Here is a 21,802-nt window from a genome sequence, read left to right on the forward strand (position 1 = left end):
GTCGTGACCATGGCTGTCTCCTGTGCCGTGAGGACGAGCGGGCGAAACTCGGAGGAAAGAGACCGGTTGGTCTCGATGCCGATGCCCAGCAAGATGACGTTGGTTGCCGGAGTCACGGCCACAGCTCAGCGTCCCGCACCGTGCGGCAGCGAACCGGCGGGATCCGGTGGCCACACGGGGCGTGCCCGGTCCGGCAGGAATAGGCCGTGGAGCACCCCCGGGCTGTGATGAACCCCAGGATTCGCGCGGGGACCGCCGCCCGTGACCGCTGCGTGTCTTTCCGGGTAGCCGTCGTCATACAGGCCGGTTAGGACGCGCTCCTCCGCCTCGATGGGAGACGTGAGGAGCGCTGCCAGCGTCCAAGGTCATGCGGTGCCGTCCTCGTTGAGGGTACCCAGCAGGCGCGTTGCATACGCTGCGTGCTCGGCCAGGATCGAGTCGTGGTCGGTGGCGACGTCGTAGCGCACGACCTTCCCGGAAACCCACGGCTCCCAAAGTTCGGCGCTCGGCTCACCAGGAACCAGTTCGTGCTGCGCGACCACCACGTGAATGTCCCCATCGAACTGGCGCGGTCGGAAGGTGTCGATGAGGCGGTGGTGGCGGGACATGCTCCGCATCACCGAGTTGAACTGGGTGGCGGTCACCTGAGCGAGAATGCCCGTCCGAGTCGCAGCGAGGATGTCATCGGTGCCGCCGACCTCGATCGCATGACGTATCTCGGGCGCAGTGACGTCGTATCCGAGGAGCACCAATAGGTCGTGCAAGATCTCCTGGCGGGACGGGTCCTCCCCCGCCCGGGCCGTGGGGAACTGGTCCAGAATACCCAGCCACCCGACCTCGCGGCCCGCCTCCTGGAGCTGGCAGGCCATCTCAAACGCTACGTTCCCGCCGAATGACCAACCTAGCAACCGGACGGGGCGATTCTCGACGAGCGGCGCGATCCTGTCGAGATAATGTCGCGCGAGGTCGGCCATTGTGGGTGTGTCGTCAGGTACCCCGAACGCTTGAATCCCGTAAACCGGGGTGTCTGCTTCTACGTAGGGGGTCAGCGACAGGTACGGGAGACTCAATCCCACCCCGCCATGGATGCAGAACAGTGGGGTTCCCGTGCCCTTCTTGAGTTCGACTAGCGGCTGGAACGCTGCGTCGACAGCTTCAGTTTCCGAAAGCAGGGTCCCGGACAGGGGAAGGGCGGCGTCGGGGCTTGGGGCAGCGGCATCCGGCACAACCGTGGTGCCCAGCCGCTCGAACGCGGCCGTGAGGTGATCGGAGAAACTTTCAAGGGCAGGGTGGCCAGCGACATCGGGGCGAGCCACCCAGGTGAGGATCAGACCGTCACCATCGGAAACCCGTCGGATCGAGACTTCCACAGGGACGTCGCTGATGGGCCTGTCATCGAGATCGGTCATTGCGAGCGTCCACTCCCCGAACTGGATGTCGCCCTCCACTGCGCCGAGGAAGTTCACCACGACAGCTGGCGGATGCAGCAGGCTTGCGGCCCGTTCACGTGCGTGGTGCATGACGAGGCCATATCCCGCCCCGCCATGGGGTGCGGCTGCCCGCGCCGCATGGACCGCTCGCACAAGCCCGAGAATGTCCTTGCCGTCGCTGACCGGCTCGACCAGAAGGGGATGGACAGAGGCAACCCACCCTACGACGGCGTCCGCAGGCAGGCCGAGGGCGCCGCTGCGCCCCGGTGTCTCCACACCGATCGTCAGGGGGGTATCAGGCTGATGTGCGGCCTCGCGGACGGTGCGGATGGCAACAAGGACACCAGCGGTGACGACGTCCTGCTCGGACACGGCCAGGCTGCGCGCCAGAGACCGGATGGTCCGCCCGACCTCGGGGCCGGTCGCGACTGACCCACGGCTGTGCGCGTCGGCCGCGGTCGGTGCCGCGGCCGGATGGAGGAGGGACCCGCCCGAATTCTGGGCCGCCCAGTACGCCTCCTCGTCCCGAACGCGAGGCAGCGCAGCCATCTGGTTCTCGGCCCAGCTACGGTAGGACGGGGCTGTCGGTAGGTCGCCGGGCTCACCGCCCTGGGCCAAGTGGAACAGTTCGGGGAGCAGAATGCCCCACGAAGCGGCATCGACGGCGACATGGTGGGCGACCAGGACCAAGGTTCGTTCAGTGCCCGCGCCGACGACGGTGCATGCAGCCATGAGCCGACCCTCGCGAGGAGCCAGATCGGCCCGCAACCTGACCACAGCGGCCCGAAGTGCCGCAGGGTCGCGCGGATCTCCATCCTGAGGGCTGGAGAGGGCGAACGAGGCGTGGCCGGGATCAGAGGAGAAGAGGTCACCGTTGTCCAGGACCTGGAGCCGCAGGGCATCGTGCCGCCGGACCAGCGCGGTGAGCGCATGCTCGAGGGCCGCGTCGTCCACTGCGGAAGGGACATGGACGACGGCGTACTGAGAGAATTCCGGGGCGAGCAGCACGTCAAGGGGGGTTGATCGCATTGAGGGCGGCATCGTGAACCTGCCTGATCCCCGGACCGCCTCGACCGGGGTGACCGCAGCAAGGGCTGACAGCCGGGCGGGTGTTGGCGCACGCATCACGTCGTTGGGGCTGACGTCGATCCCGGAGGCTTTTAAGAGCGCCGCCAACTGGATGGCCCGGATGCTGTCGCCCCCGTGCGAGAAGAAGTCTTCTTCGGGGCCGACCGTCGTGCCAAGCACGGTGCCGAAGGCTTCGGCAATGCGGCGGACTGTATCTGTCAGGTCGGCAACAGCCGTAGGGCCTCTGTGGGCTGGGTCCACCTTCGGTCCCTCGGCGGCGCGTGCCCCGAGTAGCCTTCGATCGACCTTGCCAGTCGTCGACTTGGGAAGGTCATCAACACGATGGATTCGTGCTGGCACGAATGCCGAGGCCAACCGGGAAGCGGCAGTGGCTAGGTCGGCCTCCGGCAGTTTCGAGACGAGAAACGCGACGAGTTCAAGGTCGCCTGTTGGGGCCCGGTGGGGTACTACGGCGGCGTCGGCCACACCTGCCATGGCTCGTAGCGCAGCTTCGACGTCGAGGATTTCGACACGTTGGCCCCGGATCTTGATCTGCTGGTCTCGTCGGCCGACGTAGACCAGCTTGCCGTCGAGCTCCCACCGGGCGAGGTCGCCTGTGCGGTACATGCGCTCTCCGGGAGTGAAGACACTCGCGACGAAAGACTCGGCTGTACGTGCCGGATTGTTGGTGTAACCGTGCCCTACGCAGAGCCCTTCCACGTAGACCTCACCGATCCACCCTGGTGGGGTGGGCGCGAGATGCTCGTCCAGCAGGTGGATCCGGGCGCCGCTCACCGGCGTTCCTACCGCCACTGCCGCCCCACCGATGTGGAGAGGCGGAACGGCGACGACTATCTCATGCGTGATGTCGTCGCTGCACTCGGTGGGGCCGTAGGCGTTCACGAGGGGGACATCGGGATAATTGTCCAGCCAGGCGCGGGCGAGGTCGACCGGAAGCACCTCCCCGGTCGAGAGGAGCCACCGGAGGTGTGAGGTTGCCAGTGAGGCCCGCTCGTGCCGGAACAGCTCGAGGCTGGCCCGCAGGAACGAAGGCACGACTTCGAGTACCGTCGCGCCGTGTCGCTCGGCGACCTCCCGCAGGCGGTGCGGGTCCGCCGCAGTGGCGCGGTCCACGCAGATTACCGCACCGCCAACGACGAGAGCCGTGATGAGCTGCCAGATGGAGACGTCGAAGGTCAGGGGTGCGTTCTGCATGATGACGTCCTTGGACGTCAGGCCGAGCAGGTCGATCTTGGCACGTACGTGGTTCTCGAGCCCCGCGATGTGGATGGTGGCGCCCTTGGGGGCCCCGGTCGACCCGGACGTGAACAGGGTGTACGCGGGGTCGTCGGGGTGCAGATCTTCTATGCCGAGCCGGCGGGCACGGTGGGCGGTTACCGTGGCATCGATGCACGAAACTTTGCTGCCACAGGCAGCGACGATTCCGTCGGCGATGCTCTCGAGATGAGCTTCCCGAAGGATGAGGGTGGCGCCGCAGTCCTGCACCATGCGTGCGGAGCGGTCCGCCGACGCATCCGGGTCCAGAGGCGTGTAAGCCGCCCCGAGGCTCCACGCCGCCAAGATCCACGGAAGGGCTAGGGCGCCGTCGGAAGCGAGGAGCGCGATGTGCCCACCACGGCTGACGCCATTGGTGAGCAGCCGTTCGCGGGCGCTTGCGACTCGGTCGCGCAGATCGTCGTAAGAGAGGCATTCCCCCCGCGTAGGGTCGATGACTGCGGGAGCGGGACCGAGGGTCGCCACGTTCTGCCACAAGGACGCGAGCGTGCCCATCGCAATGGGCACTTCCGACAGCTTGTCCGTGGCCCCCCATCGCTCGAGTCGGGCGACTTGGTCGGGGGTGGTTACCCCCGGGAGGGCGGCATCAGGATCGGTGCCGAGGTTGGCGTAGACGCCGGCCAAGGACGCCACCAGGTCGACGATCACCTCCCGGTCGAAGAGATTGGCCGCGAACTCAACTTCGAGGTTAATCCCGCTGGGATTGCCGGTGGCGTCGCGCTGCTCGACGAAGTCGACCGAGATCTCGAACTTGGCTTTGGTGCTGCCGACGACAGGCCCCACTTCGAACGGGGCGTCGCCCGGGAGGGCGGGCTGGGTCACGTGCGATGTGTAGACACGGACCAGGGGGTTGCCCGGATCAGTGCGTCCTTCGCGAAGCCCGGCTACGACGGCGTCGAGTGGCGCCTGCTGGTGCTTCAGCACTTCATTGAGCGTTCCGCGCATGCCGGATACCAGATCTGACACGGAGAGGGCACGGCCTGGTACCGCACGCACCACGACCGTGTTAACGAACATCCCGATGACATCATCGAACTCTGCGTCGGCTTGGCCGCTCACGGCCAGCCCAATCGGCACCTCCCGGCTTCCAGTCAAGGAGGACAGCACATGGGCGAGCCCTGCCAGCAGCACAGTGCTCAGGGTGGTACCGGTCCGCGCGGCCAGTTTCTCGAGATCAGCATGGGTGTCTCGCGTCAGGCGCGCCGACACGCGATCGGCGATGAGTGGCCCACCGATCTCCCCGGCGGAACGGTATGGCAGCGGGAGAGTCTCCGGTAGGTCACGGAGGTGCTCGATCCACCACTCGGTGTCGAGCCGCGCCTGCCTGGTGCGGGTGTTGGTGCCGAGCCACGCCACGAGGTCCGTGAACTGCAGCCGGGGGGCTGCGGGGGCGTCGGGAGACGTGTACCCTCGGGCAAGGTCATTGAGCAGCAACGTCATGGAGTGCCCGTCAACCGCGATGTGGTGGGTTACCAGCAGTACTCGTTGACGATGTCCATCCCAAGGGGCGATGGCGATCCGTAGCGGTGGCTCGTGCGTGAGGTCGAAGGGGCGAGCCACCAGCGACCGGAATGCGCGTGTCACCTCGGCATCCGTGTTGGCGTCTGGTGGCACCGTCACCACAAGGAGTGGAAGCGGCCCGAGGTCCGTGACACGCTGTTCGACTCCGTCGGCGACCGCGTGGAATGTGCTTCGTAGGATTCGGTGCCGATCCCGCAGGCCGTCAACGGCCCGGGTGAGTGCGTACTCGTCGACTGGAGCGGGGAAGAGCAACTCGAGCCCGCCGCCGTACGCTGCCCCGCCGTCCGACAGCTTTTCGGCGAGCCACACCATACGCTGGGATGCAGTGACCGGGGCTCGGTCCGCACCCCCGGCGACGGGGCGTTCTTCCGCCGCAGACGCAGCCCTGACCATGCCGGCCAGAGCCGTTGGTGTCGGCGCCTCGAACAGTGCACTCGCCGCGAGGTCCACCCTCAACCGACGCCGCAGGCGACTGATCACCTGCGCCCCCGTGAGCGAGTGGCCGCCGAGTGCGAAGAAGTCACTGTCCGCCCCGACGAACGAGCGTCCGAGCACGCTGGCGAACTCCTCAACGATGGCGGCCACCACGGGATCCTCGCTGTCGGCGGCCACATCCTCGACCTCTCGGGCCAGGACGGCCGTCGCGAGCCTAGCGAGTTCGGCACGATCGACCTTCCCACTGGTGTTCGCCGGCAGGGAGTCCAGCGGCACGATGGCGGTTGGGACCATATAGTCGGGTACGATGCGGCGCAGGCGGGTTCGCCAGAGAACAGGTTCGGAGGCATCGCCAGTTACGAAGGCGGCGATGGCCAGCGTCCCGTCTTGTCGACGAGCAGGTACGCAGGCCGCTTCTTGGGCACCGCACCGGAGGAGTGCCTGCTCGACTTCGCCGAGCTCGACACGGTTACCGCGGATCTTCAGTTGGCCGTCCGCGCGGCCTTTGAGGTGAAGGACACCCAATCGATCGAGATAGCCAAGGTCGCCGGTTCGATAGAGACGGCTACCGTCTGTGCCAAAGGGATTCGCGATGAATCGCTCGGCCGTCAATCCCGCGGCACCCAGGTAGCCGACTGCCAAGCAGTCGCCCGCGACGTGGAGTTCGCCCAACACGTAGGGAGGTAGGGGACGCAGCCATGGGTCGAGTATGTATGCTTCATAGCCCTCGTTGATCCTACCGACGTCCTGCGTGTCAGGACGGAGGGGGCCGATCGATGCGCAGATCGTCGTTTCGGTGGGTCCATACCCGTTTGTAACAGTCGGGACAGCTTCGCGTAACGCCGTCACGACGGCCGACGGCGGTGCCTCGCCCACAGTCATCGCACCGGCCAGGTTGTCGGCTATCCGGGGGTGCTCCTGGAGAAGGGCGCCCCACAGCAACGGCGTGGCCGACAGCATCGTGGGCGACCATGCCTTGATGAGGTCGGCTAGCTGGTCGACATCGCGCCCTATACCCGGGACGCCGACGTGGCCGTGACCACCGACGGTGAGCGGGATGAGTAACTCGCAGAGGGCGAGATCGAATGAGATTGCGCTGACCGACAGCCAGCGTGTCGCGGATGACACGCTGTTCGCGCGGGCGAGGAGCTCGAAGGCTCGGCTGGTCCGGGCGTGGCTTAGCAGGACGCCTTTCGGGGTGCCTGTCGAGCCGGACGTGAAGATGGTGCAAAACCCCGCTTGACCGTGCCAGGGCTGCACGTCGGGCCTTAGGGACTGCTGGTGGGGGATCCGCGGGCGAAGGTCGCGCTGGTCCAGGTGCGGGGCGATGTCAGCCAGTATCTCGGCACCGAGGTCGTCCACGAGGACTCTCGTGGGTTCGGACTGGCGGAGGATATGGCTGAGGTGTTTCCGTGGGGACTCGACATCGAGGCACACGAAGACGCCGCCGGCAGCCGCTACTCCGAGCAAGGCGAGCGGCAGATCCGCGCTACGCCGTGCCGCGACAGCGACCACCGAGCCGGCCGGGAGCCCTTCGTCGACGAGTTCGGTTGCCAGCGCTTCGACCGAGGCGGCTGCCTCCGAGTACGTGTACGTGCGTTCACCGTCGGAAACGGCCTCTGCTTCAGGGGTCCGACGAGCCCAGGCGAAGAACTCGGTGAGGAGTGACTCGGACGCGTCGTCCTCGGCGTGGGTGGGCTTGCCGTCGGCCGCGCGGACCCGGGTGAGCGGGTCGTGCTGGTGTTGTGCCAGCCGGGTCAGAAACTGGGTGAAAAGCTCGGCGACAGCCTTGGCCAACCGGTGGTCGACGCGCTGCGGATCGACGAGCAGGTGGGCACCACGGTCGGGAACGACGACCAGGGAAATCGGGTAGTGTGTGGCGTCACGCACGGTGACCGAATCGACTCGGGTGTCGGCGTCGAGACGGCGACTGCTCGGCAGGCGCTCGTAGTTCTCGAAGGCCACGGCCGTGTCGAACAGGGTTCCGATGCCACGCGCACGCTGGACCGCGGCGAGTCCGGCGTCCTCCGCATCGAGGGTGCGCAGCCGACGCTCCTCGATGTCGGCGAGCAGATCAAGGACACTCATCCGGGGGTCGAGGACGGCGACGCGGGGGACCATATTGACGTAAGGTCCCACCATTAGGTCGTGACCGGCCTGGCCAGGCTTGCGGGTCGAGACGACGGTGCCGAACACGACACGGTCAGTGCGTATCGTTGAGGAGAGGGTCAGCGCCCAGGCGGCGTCTATGGCCGTGCGTAGCGTGAAGCCGCACGACCGTGACCATTCGGCAACGTCGGCGAGGGTCGCCGCTGTCACACCGGTGGGCACCCGGTCCCCGGCGAAGCCTCCCTCACGGGTATTGGCATCGATTAAGCAGGGTGCCGACACGTCGGTGAGGGCGTCCCGCCAGACACCGAGGCGGTCCGGCGACTCGACGTCGCCGACAAAGGCGAGATGGTCGCTGTAGCGAGGCACCTCACGAGTGGGCCAGGGCTGGCCGGTGTACGCGAGAAACAGGTCGTTCAGCAGGATCGACGTGGACGTCCCGTCGATGATGGTGTGGTGCACCGTGATGCACAAAGTGGTGTCCGTGGTGGAACGGATCAGGCGCACGCGCCACAGGGGGGCGTGGCTGAGGTCCATGCCCTGCCTGAGGTCGGCGTCAAGTGCTGCGGTCAGCCCGCCCGAGGGGCAGGTCTCCACTTCGAACGGCACGTCCACCTTCGTGGCGATGACGAACAGCGAGTTCCCGTGCTTGCTGGTCTGAATCGACGCCCGGAGAAGGTCGTGACGGGCGGCAAGGGACATCACGGCCTCACGAAGCCGATCAGCGTCGACAGGTCCGGTCAGGGTGACAAGCACCTGCACCAGGTAGGGATCGGTTCCGTCCCGGGAGGTCTGCTGAAGGTAGGTGAGTGAGGATGCCAGGGGTGTCAGTTCCGCGATCTCTTCAACAACGAGGCTCACGCTGCACCGCCGGCGGTGCCATCGGTCGGGTGAGCCTCTGTTCGGCCCAGCCGTTTCCGCACGCTCAACGGCAGGATGTCCGGCCAGGCGCGCTCGATGTATGCGAGCGCCTCGCTGCGCGTCGACTCGGGCAAGACGACGTCCCAACCGTCGGGAATGGCCAAGAACGACGGCCACAAGGAGTGCTGCTCCTCGGCGTTGCGGAGCACGAGGAAAGTCGCGTCGTCATCATCGAACGGGTTCATTGGTTCTCTCCATCTTTTTCCAGGGGCAGGTTCAGTCGAGGTCGAGGCCAAGCTCGGTCAAAGCTCCAGCGATATCGCCACGCCAGGATCGCAGGGGACCCGTGGATGCGGTGGTCGGTGTCCCTGCCAGGTTGGCGAGTGCGGTGGCGAAGGAAGCCTCAAGGCAATCGATCTCGCTCGATGACACCACGGATGTGTCCCATTCCCAGTCGAGTCGGACCTGCGATCCCTCGGGAGTGACTATCACTGCGGCCGTGAGCGCCACGTTGTGCAGCGCGGGGGCATGTGCTTCCCTGTCCGGGCGAACGTCCTGGACGAGAGTCACATGCTCAGCGTCGGCATGGTCGAGTCGGCCAAGGAAGTTGAAGGCGACGCGTGGCTCGGTGGCAAGCGTTGGGTGACCATCGGGACCCCAACGCAACAGACCGTACGTGGCACGCCGTGAGGGGAGTGCGGCGAGGGCGTCTCGGGTGCGGTCGAGGATTTCCAGTGCCGAAGCAGGCAAGCCGGTTGGGGATCGCACGGGGATGGCCACGGGATGCTCGACTGTGAACCAGCCGACGGTGCGTGCCACGTCGAGGTCCCCAGGCAGGGAGTCTCGGCCATGGCCCTCGAGCCGGATGAGTAGGGTATCCCCCGCGTCGGGGAGGCTTCGCTGAGCGAGTGCCGTGGCGAAGGCCGCGAGTAACAGGTGCTCGGCCGTCGTCGTGTCGGTGGCGACGACGGGCGCCGACGCCGCAGCGTCCCACCACGATGTGCGCAAGGCGGCGACCCGGCTTCTGGGACCACCTTGAGCGTCCTCTCCGGCAGGCATGAGACGCGCCCAGCGGGCCGCGATGCGGTCGCGAGGCTCACTGTCCAGGCTTTGCCAGAGCAGCGACGACCAGCGCCGGAAAGACACGCCCGTGGGGCCACCCTTGCCGGTGCGTACAGCGGGGTTGGGGCCGAGGAGACGGTCGAGATCTCCAAGGAGGATGCGCCACGAGACGCCGTCTACCACATAGTGGTGCACCTGTATCCACAGGACCTGCGGGCGTTCCTGATCGTCATGGACCAGGTGAGTCCGCCACAGGGCACCCGCAGCGGGGTCGAGCGGGTTTTCCAGCCACGCTGACGGTTTTGCGTCGGGCGGACCGACGGGGAGCCCCCGGGTCAGGGGCAAGGGACCGGGTTCGCCCACCTGCAGCACGACCGGGCTCTCGCTGGCTAGTCGGGCGCTCAGTATGGGGTGTGTGGCGGCGAGGTGGTGGAGTGCCGCTTCGACGTCGCGGATGGTCAGTCCGGTAGGTAAGCCCAGCGCGACCGAATGGGTAAACCCGACCGTCCCGTCGACCTGAGAGGCGTACCATTGCGCTACCGGCGGCAGTGTGATGCGGCCACGGTGGGTCGCGGGATCGTCGTCCTGTGCGGCACGGGCCAGGAGAGACAGTCGAGACGGCGTCCGCCGCGACAGAATGTCGTGGGGGGAGAGGTATATACCGTCGGCGCGGAGGTGCGCCACGAGCGACACCGCGGAAATCGAGTCGCCGCCAGCCGTGACGAAGTCTGTGGTCGGATCAACGTCCGCACGTCGCAGCACCTGCCGATAGGCAGCCACGATCCGGTCGGTGACGTCATCGTCCGACTGCGCGGCTTCTGTCCCAAGGTCGGCGGGGGCGTCCTCCGTGTGTGTCAGCCGTGCGTACATCGCTCGGAGCGCCTTCGTGTCAACCTTCTGATTGATCGTCATCGGCAGCGAGTCCAAGGCGACGAGACGGTGCGGTACGGCGGCGGCGGGCAGTTCGTCCCGGAGACGCGCCAAGACCGCGTCACTGTCGATTGGTAGATTGTCGACGTATTTCACGAAACCCACCAGGGCAAGGCTGGGACCCTCGTCGATGGGAAGAACGGCGGCGACTTCGACGTAGGGGAGTGACTCCAGGCTAGTGACCACCTCGGTGAGTTCGATCCGATTACCACGCACTTTGACCTGCTGGTCGATCCGGCCTACGTGGACCAATCCACCGTCCCGTTGAAGCCGCACTAGGTCGCCAGTGCCGTACATGCGTGTTCCGGGCGGCCCGTACGGCGATGCGACAAAACGGCATGCCGTCAGGGGCGGGTCGGTGATGTAACCCCACGACACCATTTCTCCGGTGAGGTACAGCTCGCCCACCTCGCCGGCCTGGACGGGTGCCAGCCGCTTGTCGAGCACGTGGACTACGCAGTCGGCTACCGGGCTGCCGAGGGCGGGCGGGTCCGACACCGCCAGTTGCTCACCGACCAGACACACAACGGTTGTCTCGGTCGGTCCGTAGACGTTACGCATATGGATGCGGCCTGCCCAGCGGTCGATGAGCGACTGCCGCAGTGCCTCGCCTCCGACGAAGAACTCAGTCGGAACGGACATGCTGGAAGGCATCGTACCGAGGACGCTGGGCGGAACGAGGATGTGTGTGGCCCGGGATGTCTCCAAGTACTCAGCAAGACCGGGACCGGGGGAGCGCTCGGCGGGCTTCGGGAGCAGCAAGGTGCCCCCGAGACCCAGGCTCACGCCCATCTCCCAGATGATCGCGTCGAACCCGGTCGACCCGAACTGGACGACGCGCGTTGGGGTGTTGCTCCGGGCGACTTCGCGGATGTTGGAGACGAACGTGGCCGCGCTGCGGTGGCTGACAGTAACGGCCTTGGGGCGTCCCGTGGAGCCGGACGTGAAGATGACGTACGCGACGGAGTCGGGGCGCGGACGCGGCAGGTCGCCGATGTCGGAGTCGGTGGCGTCCAGATCGGCCGGGGTCAACACCGTGACGCCCTCGGCCGCCTCGGAATCTGCGAAGGACGCATCACCCAGCACATGGGTTGCCCCGACGCACGTGAAGTGATGACGAAGCCGCCGCGAGGGTTGCTGGGCGTCGATCGGCACCACTGCGGCCCCGCACCGTAGTACGGCTATGAAGGCGCACAGCCACTCGAGTGACCGATGTACGACGACCGGGATAAATGCACCTTCGCCCAATCCGCGTCGGCGGAGAGCCTCGGCCCATCTCACCGTTCGTTCATGGAGTTGGGCGTGGGTCAACTCCGCGCCGTCGTGGATGGCGGCCACGCCATCAGGGTTGCACCGGAAGCCCTCGTCTAGGGCATTGAGCAGTGTTGCGATTCCGGGGTCTGCCCCGTTCCCTGGCGCGGTGGGCGCGGGGGAACTGAGAGGGACCGACGTCAGCGCTGTGACCTGCGCCTCGATGCCGCGCACCAAAGTGTGTGCCACCCACTCGGGGATGACATCGGTCGCGTACTCCAGGTTGATGTGCAGGCTGGGCTCGGAAACAGTGCCGCGCTCCTCGCACTCGAGGGCGATGTCGAACTTGGCGGCTCCCGTGCCGAGGGAGCGGGCGTCAAACTGGTGGAATCGCTCTTCTCGCTGGTAGGAGATCATCACTTGGACCACGTCGGGGGTCAGGGTTGGGGTGTCCCGCCGCACATGTGCCAGGACCTCATCAAACGGGACGGTCCCGTGGGCGATGCCACCGAGGAGCGCACGACGTGAGGATTCGAGGCGCACGCCGACAGGGGCTGTTGGATCTACCGGGGTCCGCAGCAGGACGGTGTTGGCGAAGAAGCCGACGGTGCCCTCGAACTGTGGCTCGCGTCCGTGGACCGCGGTGCCGATCAGTACCTCGTCGCGACCGACCACAGCGCCCACGGCGGCAGCCACTGCGGTCTGTATCACCATGAAGGGCGTGCCGCCGACCTCGCGGCTGGTCCGCTTGATGTCGGCGAAAACCTTGGAGGATAACTCGAGCGCAAGGGTGGCGGCCGGACGTCGTCCTGGACGGCGGGAGGCGGCATGCGTGCTAGTTCCTGGCCAGCGGAACGGTCCTGGGGTATCTGCCAGGGTGGTCGTCCAGTAGTCGAGCTGTTCTGCATACCAGGCGGACTCGCGGAGGCGGGGTGAGGCCATCCACCGCGCGTAATCGACCAGCGATGCCCGATCGGGGCTGGCAGCAACCTGCACGCCGGCCAAGGTGTCGTCTAGCTCTTGGGCCAGATGACGCAGCGACCAACCGTCGCAGGCCGCGTGGTGCACCACGAGAAGAAGCGTGACCCCACCGGGGTGCCGGCACTCGTGCAACCGCACCGGGATGTCGGTCGTGAGGGGCACGGGGTCTGCGGCGAGGCGGATGAGAGTGGCATCGTCGGGTGCGGCGCCCAGATTGTGGACGACGTGGACGCGCTCCCATGGGACGTCGTCCGGGGCGACGACCTGCTGCAGCAGTCCGCAGGTGTCGTTCACAAGCCGGGTGCGGAGCCCATCGTGATTGCGGATGGCTTCACGGACGTGCCACACGAAGCGGTCCGCGTCGGGTCCGGTGTTGTCGATTCTAAGTGCGACGTTGTACGACCAGTCATCGGGTAGGAACTCCTGCAAGAGCCACATGCGCCGCTGGCCAGGTGTGGCGACGGGCGGCATGGCCGACAGGCCGGCGTCTGTGTGGAAGGCTGAGGGCGGGTTCGTCCGGCACCGGGCGAGCCCCGCAGGGGTTGGGTGCAGGAAGATGTCTTCGAGGTTGATGGGTAAACTGGTTTTGGCACGCAATAGTCCCACGAGACGAATCGCCGCAAGAGAGTTACCTCCCAGCTCGATGAAGTCGTCATGCGGGCCGACGTGGTCGACGCCAAGCACGACGGCCATCTGGTGGCCGATGAGTTCAGCCACCTCGTCACTGAATTCATCGCGGCGCGTTCCGTGCCGGGCGACGGTCGCGGCCAGGGCATCCCGGTCAACCTTCCCATTCGGGGTGCTCGGAAGGGAGTCGACGAAGCGCCACGTCAAGGGAACCATGTAAGGAGGAAGCAGGGAACCGAGAGTCTCGGTGATCGTGTCCAGGGTGGCGTCGCCGACGACGAAACCCGCGAGCCGGGCGCTCGACCCGCTGCCCACAGCAACCACCGAGCCGCGCCGGACCCCTGGCACCCGGCCCAGTGCAGCCTCCACCTCGCCGATCTCGATGCGATGCCCGCTGACCTTGACCTGGCCGTCCACTCTGGTTGCGAACTCAAGGGCACCTCCAGGGTGTAGGCGGACGAGGTCGCCAGTGCGATACATGCGGGATCCGGGGACTCGGGAGAACGGATCGGCGATGAAACTGGTTGCCGTTAGGGTTGCACGACCCAGGTACCCGAGGCCCACGACAGGACCCCCGATGTACAGTTCACCCGTCTCTCCGACTGCCACCGGACGCAGCCAGGCGTCCAGGACGTATAGGTGTGCGTTGCGGATCGCCGAACCGATGAGGACCGGCGATCCGGATGCGGCGGCACCGTGCGTAACCTCCCAATGGGTGACGTCGTCTGAGCATTCAGTGGGTCCGTAGGCGTTGACGAGGCGGACGTTGCGCAGGGTTTCTTCCCATTCGCTGCACAGCGAAGGGGGTAGCGCCTCCCCGGTTGACATGACAACCCGGAGCGATTCGGGGTTCCGCCCCACATGCCGCCAGTGTTCGAAGAGTGCCCCGAGGAGGCCAGGCACCAGTTCCAGAACAGTGATCCCGGTCTGGTCGATCCGATTCGCCAAGGTGTGAACGGCCTGGACCTCATCGTCGCCCAACAATACCGCGCAGCCGCCTGTAAACGCCGGCAGGATGAACTGCCAGATGGAGATGTCGAAGGTGGGGGGTGCGGTGACGGCGAGAGCGTCGCCCGCCGAGGCAGCGAGCAGGTCCTGTTTGGCGGACAGGTGATTGGTCATGCCCTCCCAAGTAACAGCGGCCCCCTTGGGGCGGCCCGTTGAACCCGACGTGTAGATGACATAGGGAACGTCTGCTCGCGCCCAGCGGTTGAGGCCGGAGCCGACCGCGTGGGCCTCTGGAGGGATTGAGGTGCTGGTGCGGAGACCAGGTACTCCAGGGGTGGACTCCACGATGCCTGGCGCAACGCCGTCCGAGACGATCATCAGGTGGGGTGTGCAGTCGGTAACGACATCCGAGACCCGGCTGGGCGGCCAGTCAACGCCCACCGGGATGTAGGTGGCACCCACTTGCCACAAGGCTAGGATGTTGACGAGAGTGTCCAAGGTGCGATGACCCAGGTGAACGACTGCATGGCCGGGACGAACGCCTGCCGCCCGGAGCGTCGTGGTGCGGTCCACGACCGCCCGAGCGAGCGTCCCGTAGTCGACGGACCCTTGGGCGGTGACCACTGCGATGCGCCCTGGGTCGGTTCGTACCACGTCGTCGAGGCGCGCGAAGAGGGCGGTCTGGTCGATCGGGGATTCGGGGCCGACGAGGAGTCCCTCCGGCGAGCCCTGGTGCCTCGGAAAGTCGCCGGTGTCGGCGAGAGACTCCAGGAGTACCCGCATCTCGGCCAGGGATTGTTCGGCGTAAGTGAGGTCGTGGACGCTCGGGTTGACGTGACACGACACCAGGACTGAACCGTCTTGGTTCTCCGCGAAGGTGAACTGCAGGTCGTCCACCGGCCCGAAGTCGGTGACGGTCAGGTGGGCGTTCACATGACCAAAGTCGAACGGGGCCCGCGCAGGCAACACGTTGACCGAGGGGCCAAGGGGCGCGCCACCCGTGTCCGTGGGCACGAGCGCGCGGGCCATGCTGGAGGGGTACCCCTGGTGCAGGATGAGTCGTCGCATACGATCCGCGACGTCGGAGAGGAACTGCTTCGTCGGGGTTCTGGGGTGGGCGTCGAGCCGTAGGGGCAGGAAGTTCGTGTATAGGGCAGGGAGCATACGACTGCGCTTGGTGCGGCGCTGCGAGACAGGGACCATCACAACAACGTCCGAACTGGCTCTATGACGCGCGGTGAGGATGCCGGTGGAAGCGAATGCATACGTGTGCCAGGGGACGCCCAGGTCACTCATCCGAGTGGCGAGTGCGCGGGCGACCGTAGTGTCCATCAGCCAAGAAGTACCCAAAATGTCCGTGGGTGGGGACCACGTTGCCTGTTTGCGCGGCTGAGGCGGCACGAAGCCAGCCAGCGTCGCAGCCCAGTAGGCGGCATCGGTGTCGATGCGCCGTCCGTTGAGGTACCCCTGATCCTCCTTGAGGAGGCTACGGAGCCCGCCCTGCTGTGCCGCGAGCGCCTCGCGGTCGCCTGTGCGGTAGAGGTGGGCAGTGAGGTGGAACAGGGCGAGTGCCCCGGAGGCATCATTGACGAGGTGGTGTGCTGCCGCGCAGAGCTGGGTGCTGGAATCGGAGTGTACGACGACGGCGGAGTCCCAAGCCGTCTCCATGCCGATCTGAGTGGTCGTCAGCTCCACCACGTCGATGTGGTCGTCTGCTGCGACGACGGTCACGGGGTGGGCGCGCTCTACGACCCGCTGTCTGGGGACTCCGTCAACGACAGAGAGCTCGATGTTGTGTGACTCTATGGCCCCGACAGCCGTGGCCCAGGCCCAGGCGAGGCGCTGGGGGTCCACCGGGCCGTCGAAGTCGAGTCGGCACCGCATGATGGAAGCCGGGACGTCGCCGTGTTGCTTGACGCGGAGCCACATCCAGTATTGAGAGTTGAGCAGCGGCAGCAGTTCGTTGGTGGCCTGGTTCGGGGTCGTGGGGGCGCGGTCGGTCATGCGTTGCCTCGTTGGGTGCTATGGGTGAACGTGCTGAAGAAAACGTCATCGAGGGATGCGGTCCGGCGTCTCGCTTCGAGGAGTGGCGCATCGAGGGAGGCAACGACTTGGAGGGCTGCTCGCGCGTCGGTGTTGCCCCTCGGCACCGCGACCGAGAGCGAGGACTCGTCCATATCGCTCACGTCGAATTCCCTAGCGAGGCGTTGGCGGGCAAGAGTGCAGGCTGCGGCGGAGTCGAAGGTGAGGTCGAGCCTTTCGGTGGCGACGCCCTGCTTCAATTCAGCCGGTGTGCCGTCGGCCACGATGCGGCCCGCTCGGAGGATAAGGATCCTCTCGGCCAGCTGTTCGGCCTCCTCCAGGTACTGTGTGGTCAGGACCACACAGGTACCGGCCGCGGCCACGGCCGCAATTCGGTCCCAGATCGTCCGTCTGGCCTGGGGGTCGATGCCTGTGGTGGGCTCGTCGAGGAACAGTATTGGAGGGGTGTCGATCAAGGCGGATGCCAAATCGAGTCTGCGTGCCATACCACCTGAATAGGTGCTGACGGGACGGTCCCCAGCGTCCGCCAGGTCGAACTCATGGAGGGCGTTCGCGGCGGCCGCGCGCGCCTGCGATCGGCGCATGCCGCGCAGCCCGGCTATCAGGCACAGGTTCTGGGACCCGGTTAGAAGAGGGTCGAGCGTGCTGGATTGCCCCGCGGAGCCGAACAAGGTCCGGGCGCGGCGTCCATCGGCCAGCGCGTCAACCCCGGCGATCCGGACTGTCGATCCAGGATCGGGTCGGGTGAGCGTCGTGATGATACGTAACAGGGTGCTCTTGCCCGCGCCGTTGTGGCCGAGGATCCCGAGCACCTGCCCGGTCGCTGCCGTGAGGGATACGCGGTCAAGGACGGCCTTCTCGCCGTAGTGTTTGGAGACATCGACTGCCTCGACCGCGTATTCTCCCCGGTATCTTGAACCTGTGGTATTCACTGCTCCCCCCGATCGAAGAGCGCTACGAGCGCCACGCCGAGGGCCAGGGTGCATCCGAGCATCACGAGCACGACCGTTCCGGCGTCTCCCAGTTCGCCGAAATGCCACATTCGGCGTAGTGAGTCAACGACCGGATTCATGGGGTTGAAGGCCGTGATCGCCTGCAGAGACGGCGGCTGGGCCGTGATGGGGACCAGCGCATTAGAGAAGAACGCGAGAACCACGGTGATCAGGGCAGCCACGGAGTCGATCGTGGTGGGGCTGCGCAGCAGCAGTCCCACCAACACAGCGATGCCTGCGCACAGGAACGCGAACACCACAAGAAGGGCGAGAGATACACCTAGGTGCTCGCCCAAACCCGGTGGCTCCCACCCCAATAGGCGAGCCAGCCCCAGGACCAGGGCCGTTACGACAAGCGTCAGAAGCGTCTCGGACAGCAAGAACGAGACGATAATTGATGCACGGCGGGTAGGCAGGCTCCGCATTCGGTCCATGAGGCCGTTCGAGAGGTCGAGTCGCAGCGCGATGGCACCCGTCGGAATCTCCGACAGTGCGACGATGAGGGCCACGCCGGGAGCGACATAGTCGACCATGGTGGGGTAACCGGCAGGGACCACGAGGGCTCCGCTGAACAGGACGGTGAAGACCAGCAGATAGATGACGGGGTTCGCGAGGACCCCTATGACGCGGCCCGGCGCCAAGGCGAAGTGGCGGGCCCGTCGTGCGATGAGAAGGGCAACCTCATGCCCCATGCCAGTCGACCGCGGAGGGGCAGCCAAGGCACTCACCGGGCGGCCAGCTTCCGCTCCAGGTCCAGAACCTCGGGACCGAATGTCGTCGTGACCCAGTCATCATCGTACAGCGTCGTGAGGTATGGATCCCCGCCGTCCGGCGCCACGGCGACGCATAAAAGATCGTCGCGCCACGAGTGCTCGGACAGCCAACGCCTGGCTCCCGCAAGTACCGATCCGGTTGACGCTCCGAGCACGAAGCCGCGCCGCGCCAGATGACGACACTCGATGACCGTCTCCTCTTCGGTGACGAGGAGCGTGTCGTCGAACATCGCCCGGTCGAAGAACACCGGTTGCACACCCGCGCCAAGGCCGGAGAAATAGCGCGTCCCGGGTGGCCCGCCGAAGGTCACCGAGCCGACGACGTCGATCGCGACCAGAGCCGTTCCTGGTGAATGCTCCCGGATGCTATGGGCAACGCCCATGCCGGTACCCGCAGTCCCGATGCCAACGAACACCACGTCGAGCTGGTTGGGGAACGCACGCACGATCTCCATACCCGTGTGGCTCCTGTGTACCTGCCAGTTTGCCGGGTTATGGTATTGGTCCGTCCATACGCAGTCGGGATCTGCGGCGAGTAGTTTTCGCACGCAATCGAGCCTGGCGCCGAGGAAACCGCCTGTCGGGTGCGCTTCCGTCACGAGCTCCAACCTGGCCCCCAAGCTGAGCATCAACTGCCGCGATCGGAGCGAACACCGCGGGTCGATGACGCACACGACGTGGTAGCCGCGCACAGCACCGATCTGCGCTAGCGCGATCCCGAGGCTGCCAGACGTGCTCTCCACTAGCGTCATTCCCGGGCGGAGCTTCCCGGACTCCTCAAGGGAGGCCACCAGAGCGGCAGCCGTCTTGAACTTGATCGATCCCGCGAAGTTCATGCCCTCGTACTTGAGCAGCAAACGTCCGTTGCTCTCCGGGATGTCGATGAAAAGGTCAGGGATGTTGAACTGGCATGGCTCGCTGATGATCATGAGGCCATCCCGTCAGCGGTCAGCGGCACGGTGTCACCGGAGAAAAACTCCGCGAGATGGGTTCCCCGCCCGGAGGCGCGGCATCGCTCAGCCACGTCTGTGCCGAGGGCAATGTCCAGCACACCGAGTCCGAACGGCGAGACGATCGTCGTGCGCTCCCGCCGGCCCTCGTTCCTTGGAGCCATGAGCAAGGAGCCGATTGTCTGGGTCTCGACCTCACCGGCCGAGTCGGCCTGGGAAGCTAGGTGGATCGATGTGTTCGCGGTCGTGACGTGTTCAAAGTCATCCACGATGTTCTCGGCACTCAAGATGATGGCGGGGTCCAGATCGCGCAAGGACAGGTGGAGCACGACTGGATGGTGCGCGAAGAGCGAGGCATCATGCACGTGTGGCTCGGAAGCGATCGTGGCGAAGACCACGAGTTCGCTCGCACTGAGGGCTTCCTCAACGCCGACGGTCTCGAACTTCGCCCCAGGAACATGCCGGGCCGCTTGTTCGGCGAACGCTACGGCGCGTCGGGGATCGAGGTCGTGGACCCGGATCACGGCCGGCTTGATGCCGGCGGCCGCTAAGTAACGAAGCGTTTCGCGCGCGATCAGACCCGCCCCGATGATCCCCAGGCAGGTTGCTCCCTGCGGGAGTAGCGCGCGCGCGGTGATCGCTGCCGATGCCGCAGTCCTCGTCGCGGAGATGACCGAGCCTTCCAGGAGCGCGATCGGGTACCCCGACTCCATGTCGTTGAGGACGATGACAGAGGAGGCTCGCGCGAACCCCCGCGCGACGTTCTGCGGAAAGGAACTGATCCATTTGATCCCAGCCATCGGCGACGGAGACGCCGAAATCGCAGGCAGAGCGATGGTACGACAACTCGGCAAGGTCGGGAAGCGCAGGAAGAGCGAAGGCGGGTTGACGCACTCACCTCGGTCGAAGGCGAGGTAGGCATCGTGGATGACCGTTAGCGTGTGCTGCTCATCCTCATCGAGTGTCGCGCTGACGGCACGTGCATCGATCAGCATAAGGCCGAAGTCGGGGTAACGCGATTCGGGCATGACAGCCTCCTGGAGGGTTATTCGGGCGTGTCAAAGCATTCCAGCCGCAGCCGATCTCGCGAAGATCGCTATCTGGGGGATATGAGAGCCGTGGCAGCGAGTGATTACGTAGACGCCAGATGAAGGTTGTGAAGTTGTAGAGTACGAGTCACAGACAATACCAAAGTTTGCCCCACCTGTTGAGGGCCGGTTTGCTGAGATGCCCCGAACGACACTCACGTAGAGTCCCCGCGTGGGTGGGGGGCGTATCTCACGTAGTTCCCCCGGGAACGTCGGGGCTAGTCATGACGGGGTGTGGAGGTTCGAGAGAAGTTGTCGATGGCGGTCAGGGTTGAGCTCACCAAGAAGTACGCCCAGCCTATGCTGTGACATCGAAGAAGGGCAGGACAGCGATCCTGAGCCAGGTGATTGAGGTCGCGGGCTGGAACCGGGACCATGCCCGTCAGCAGCTCGTCGCCCGGCTGAAATAGCCCTTGGCCGGGCGGTGGCCGCGGCCGCGGTGATCGACCGTCGGAAGACGCGTGGTCGCAAATACTCCTACCGCGCGCGGCCGGTGTGGACTGCTATAGGTTTTGTGAACGGCAGCGAAAAACTTGGATCATGAGGCTTATTCACAGCCATCCTCAAGTGTGCTCTGACTAAGGGTTTCGCTGGCCAACGCGCCGCCTGTGATAGGCCTCCATGATTTAGGTTGCTGTCTCGGTTTTCCTTCAACCCTGAAGGACTTCGTTCGGGGTGCGGTACCCGGGCGAGGAATGAAGCGTGGTCTGCTTGTGGCAGTGTTCAATCCATGATGTCACATCCTTGATCGTTTTTCTTCTGGTTCGGTAGATCTTCCGGTTGACGAGTTCTTTCTTGGGTGTGGCGTTGAACGATTCCGCTGTGGCGTTGTCGTAGCGGACGCCGATTCTTCCCAGTGATGTGAGAACGCCATACTGTTTCATGGTGTTGGTGTAGTCAATGTATACCGCGATCCCCGAACCTGAATGGGAGAATCGTCACACCCTTGACGGGCCGGGAGTTCCGCACCGCCATGTCCAAAGCGGTTTGAGGCAATTCGGTTCGCATGTGTTCCGCCATGGCGTAGCCAACAATTCCTTTCGAGTAGCAGTCCATCACGGTCGCGAGATACACGAATCCTTCCCTGGTGTGAATGTAGGTGATGTCGCCCACCGGATTCCGGGTTGGAGTATCGGCTGTGAAGTCTTTTTCGATCAGGCCGGGACGTCCCGCCAGGTGGGCCGCCGGCGCGGTGGCGCGGGCCCTGGGGCGGGGCTGACACGTCACCAGGTCCTCCGGGCGCATGAGCTTGCGTACTGTCTCCGGACTGGTTGCAACGCCATTGCGTTCCAGGACTTTGTGGATCCGCCTATATGGCGCCCTTTGAACAAAATTCTTTCCCCGCGACCAAGGAGCAATGGAGGCCAACCTGGTTCTGACTAGGGGCTTTGCTTGCAGGGGTGATTTTTGATTGGCCACCCAGTGGCAAGATTTTGT

The 21,802-nt window shown here is 65.6% G+C and carries 9 protein-coding genes; all 9 read right to left on the bottom strand.

What is annotated here, in order from left to right; all coding sequences use genetic code 11:
- Positions 1 to 365: 365 nt before the first annotated feature.
- Positions 366 to 8,720 (bottom strand): non-ribosomal peptide synthetase, encoded by an 8,355-nt coding sequence (locus E0E39_RS03215; protein WP_165444620.1) that lies wholly within the window; start codon positions 8,718 to 8,720, stop codon positions 366 to 368.
- Positions 8,717 to 8,965 carry an MbtH family protein gene (locus E0E39_RS03220; protein ID WP_130873452.1) on the bottom strand — a complete coding sequence of 83 codons (249 nt, stop codon included), beginning with the start codon at positions 8,963 to 8,965 and terminating at the stop codon, positions 8,717 to 8,719. Before E0E39_RS03220 ends, E0E39_RS03215 begins: the two co-directional genes overlap by 4 nt.
- Positions 8,966 to 8,996: 31 nt before the next feature.
- Positions 8,997 to 16,523: a non-ribosomal peptide synthetase gene (locus tag E0E39_RS03225; protein ID WP_130873453.1), complete on the bottom strand. Its 7,527-nt coding sequence runs from the start codon at positions 16,521 to 16,523 to the stop codon at positions 8,997 to 8,999.
- Positions 16,520 to 17,494: an ABC transporter ATP-binding protein gene (locus E0E39_RS03230; RefSeq protein ID WP_165444621.1), complete on the bottom strand. Its 975-nt coding sequence runs from the start codon at positions 17,492 to 17,494 to the stop codon at positions 16,520 to 16,522. The genes E0E39_RS03225 and E0E39_RS03230 overlap by 4 nt, the downstream gene beginning before the upstream one ends.
- A complete protein-coding gene (locus E0E39_RS03235) occupies positions 17,491 to 18,246 on the bottom strand; it encodes an ABC transporter permease (protein WP_130873455.1) in 756 nt (251 codons plus the stop codon). The genes E0E39_RS03230 and E0E39_RS03235 overlap by 4 nt, the downstream gene beginning before the upstream one ends.
- A gap of 32 nt (positions 18,247 to 18,278) precedes the next feature.
- Positions 18,279 to 19,256 carry a cysteine synthase family protein gene (locus tag E0E39_RS03240; RefSeq protein WP_130873456.1) on the bottom strand — a complete coding sequence of 326 codons (978 nt, stop codon included), beginning with the start codon at positions 19,254 to 19,256 and terminating at the stop codon, positions 18,279 to 18,281.
- Positions 19,253 to 20,305, bottom strand: coding sequence for a 2,3-diaminopropionate biosynthesis protein SbnB (gene sbnB, locus E0E39_RS03245; RefSeq protein ID WP_130873457.1), 1,053 nt, complete (start codon positions 20,303 to 20,305; stop codon positions 19,253 to 19,255). Before sbnB ends, E0E39_RS03240 begins: the two co-directional genes overlap by 4 nt.
- Positions 20,306 to 21,015: 710 nt before the next feature.
- Entirely contained in the window at positions 21,016 to 21,249 is a 234-nt protein-coding gene (locus tag E0E39_RS03250) for an integrase core domain-containing protein (RefSeq protein ID WP_130873458.1), read from the bottom strand.
- 13 nt (positions 21,250 to 21,262) lie between these two features.
- Positions 21,263 to 21,592, bottom strand: a complete 330-nt coding sequence (locus E0E39_RS03255; RefSeq protein WP_207302397.1) for a DDE-type integrase/transposase/recombinase — start codon at positions 21,590 to 21,592, stop codon at positions 21,263 to 21,265.
- Positions 21,593 to 21,802: the final 210 nt, after the last annotated feature.

The sequence above is a fragment of the [Pseudopropionibacterium] massiliense genome (assembly GCF_900607225.1).
GTDB lineage: Bacteria > Actinomycetota > Actinomycetes > Propionibacteriales > Propionibacteriaceae > Arachnia > Arachnia massiliensis.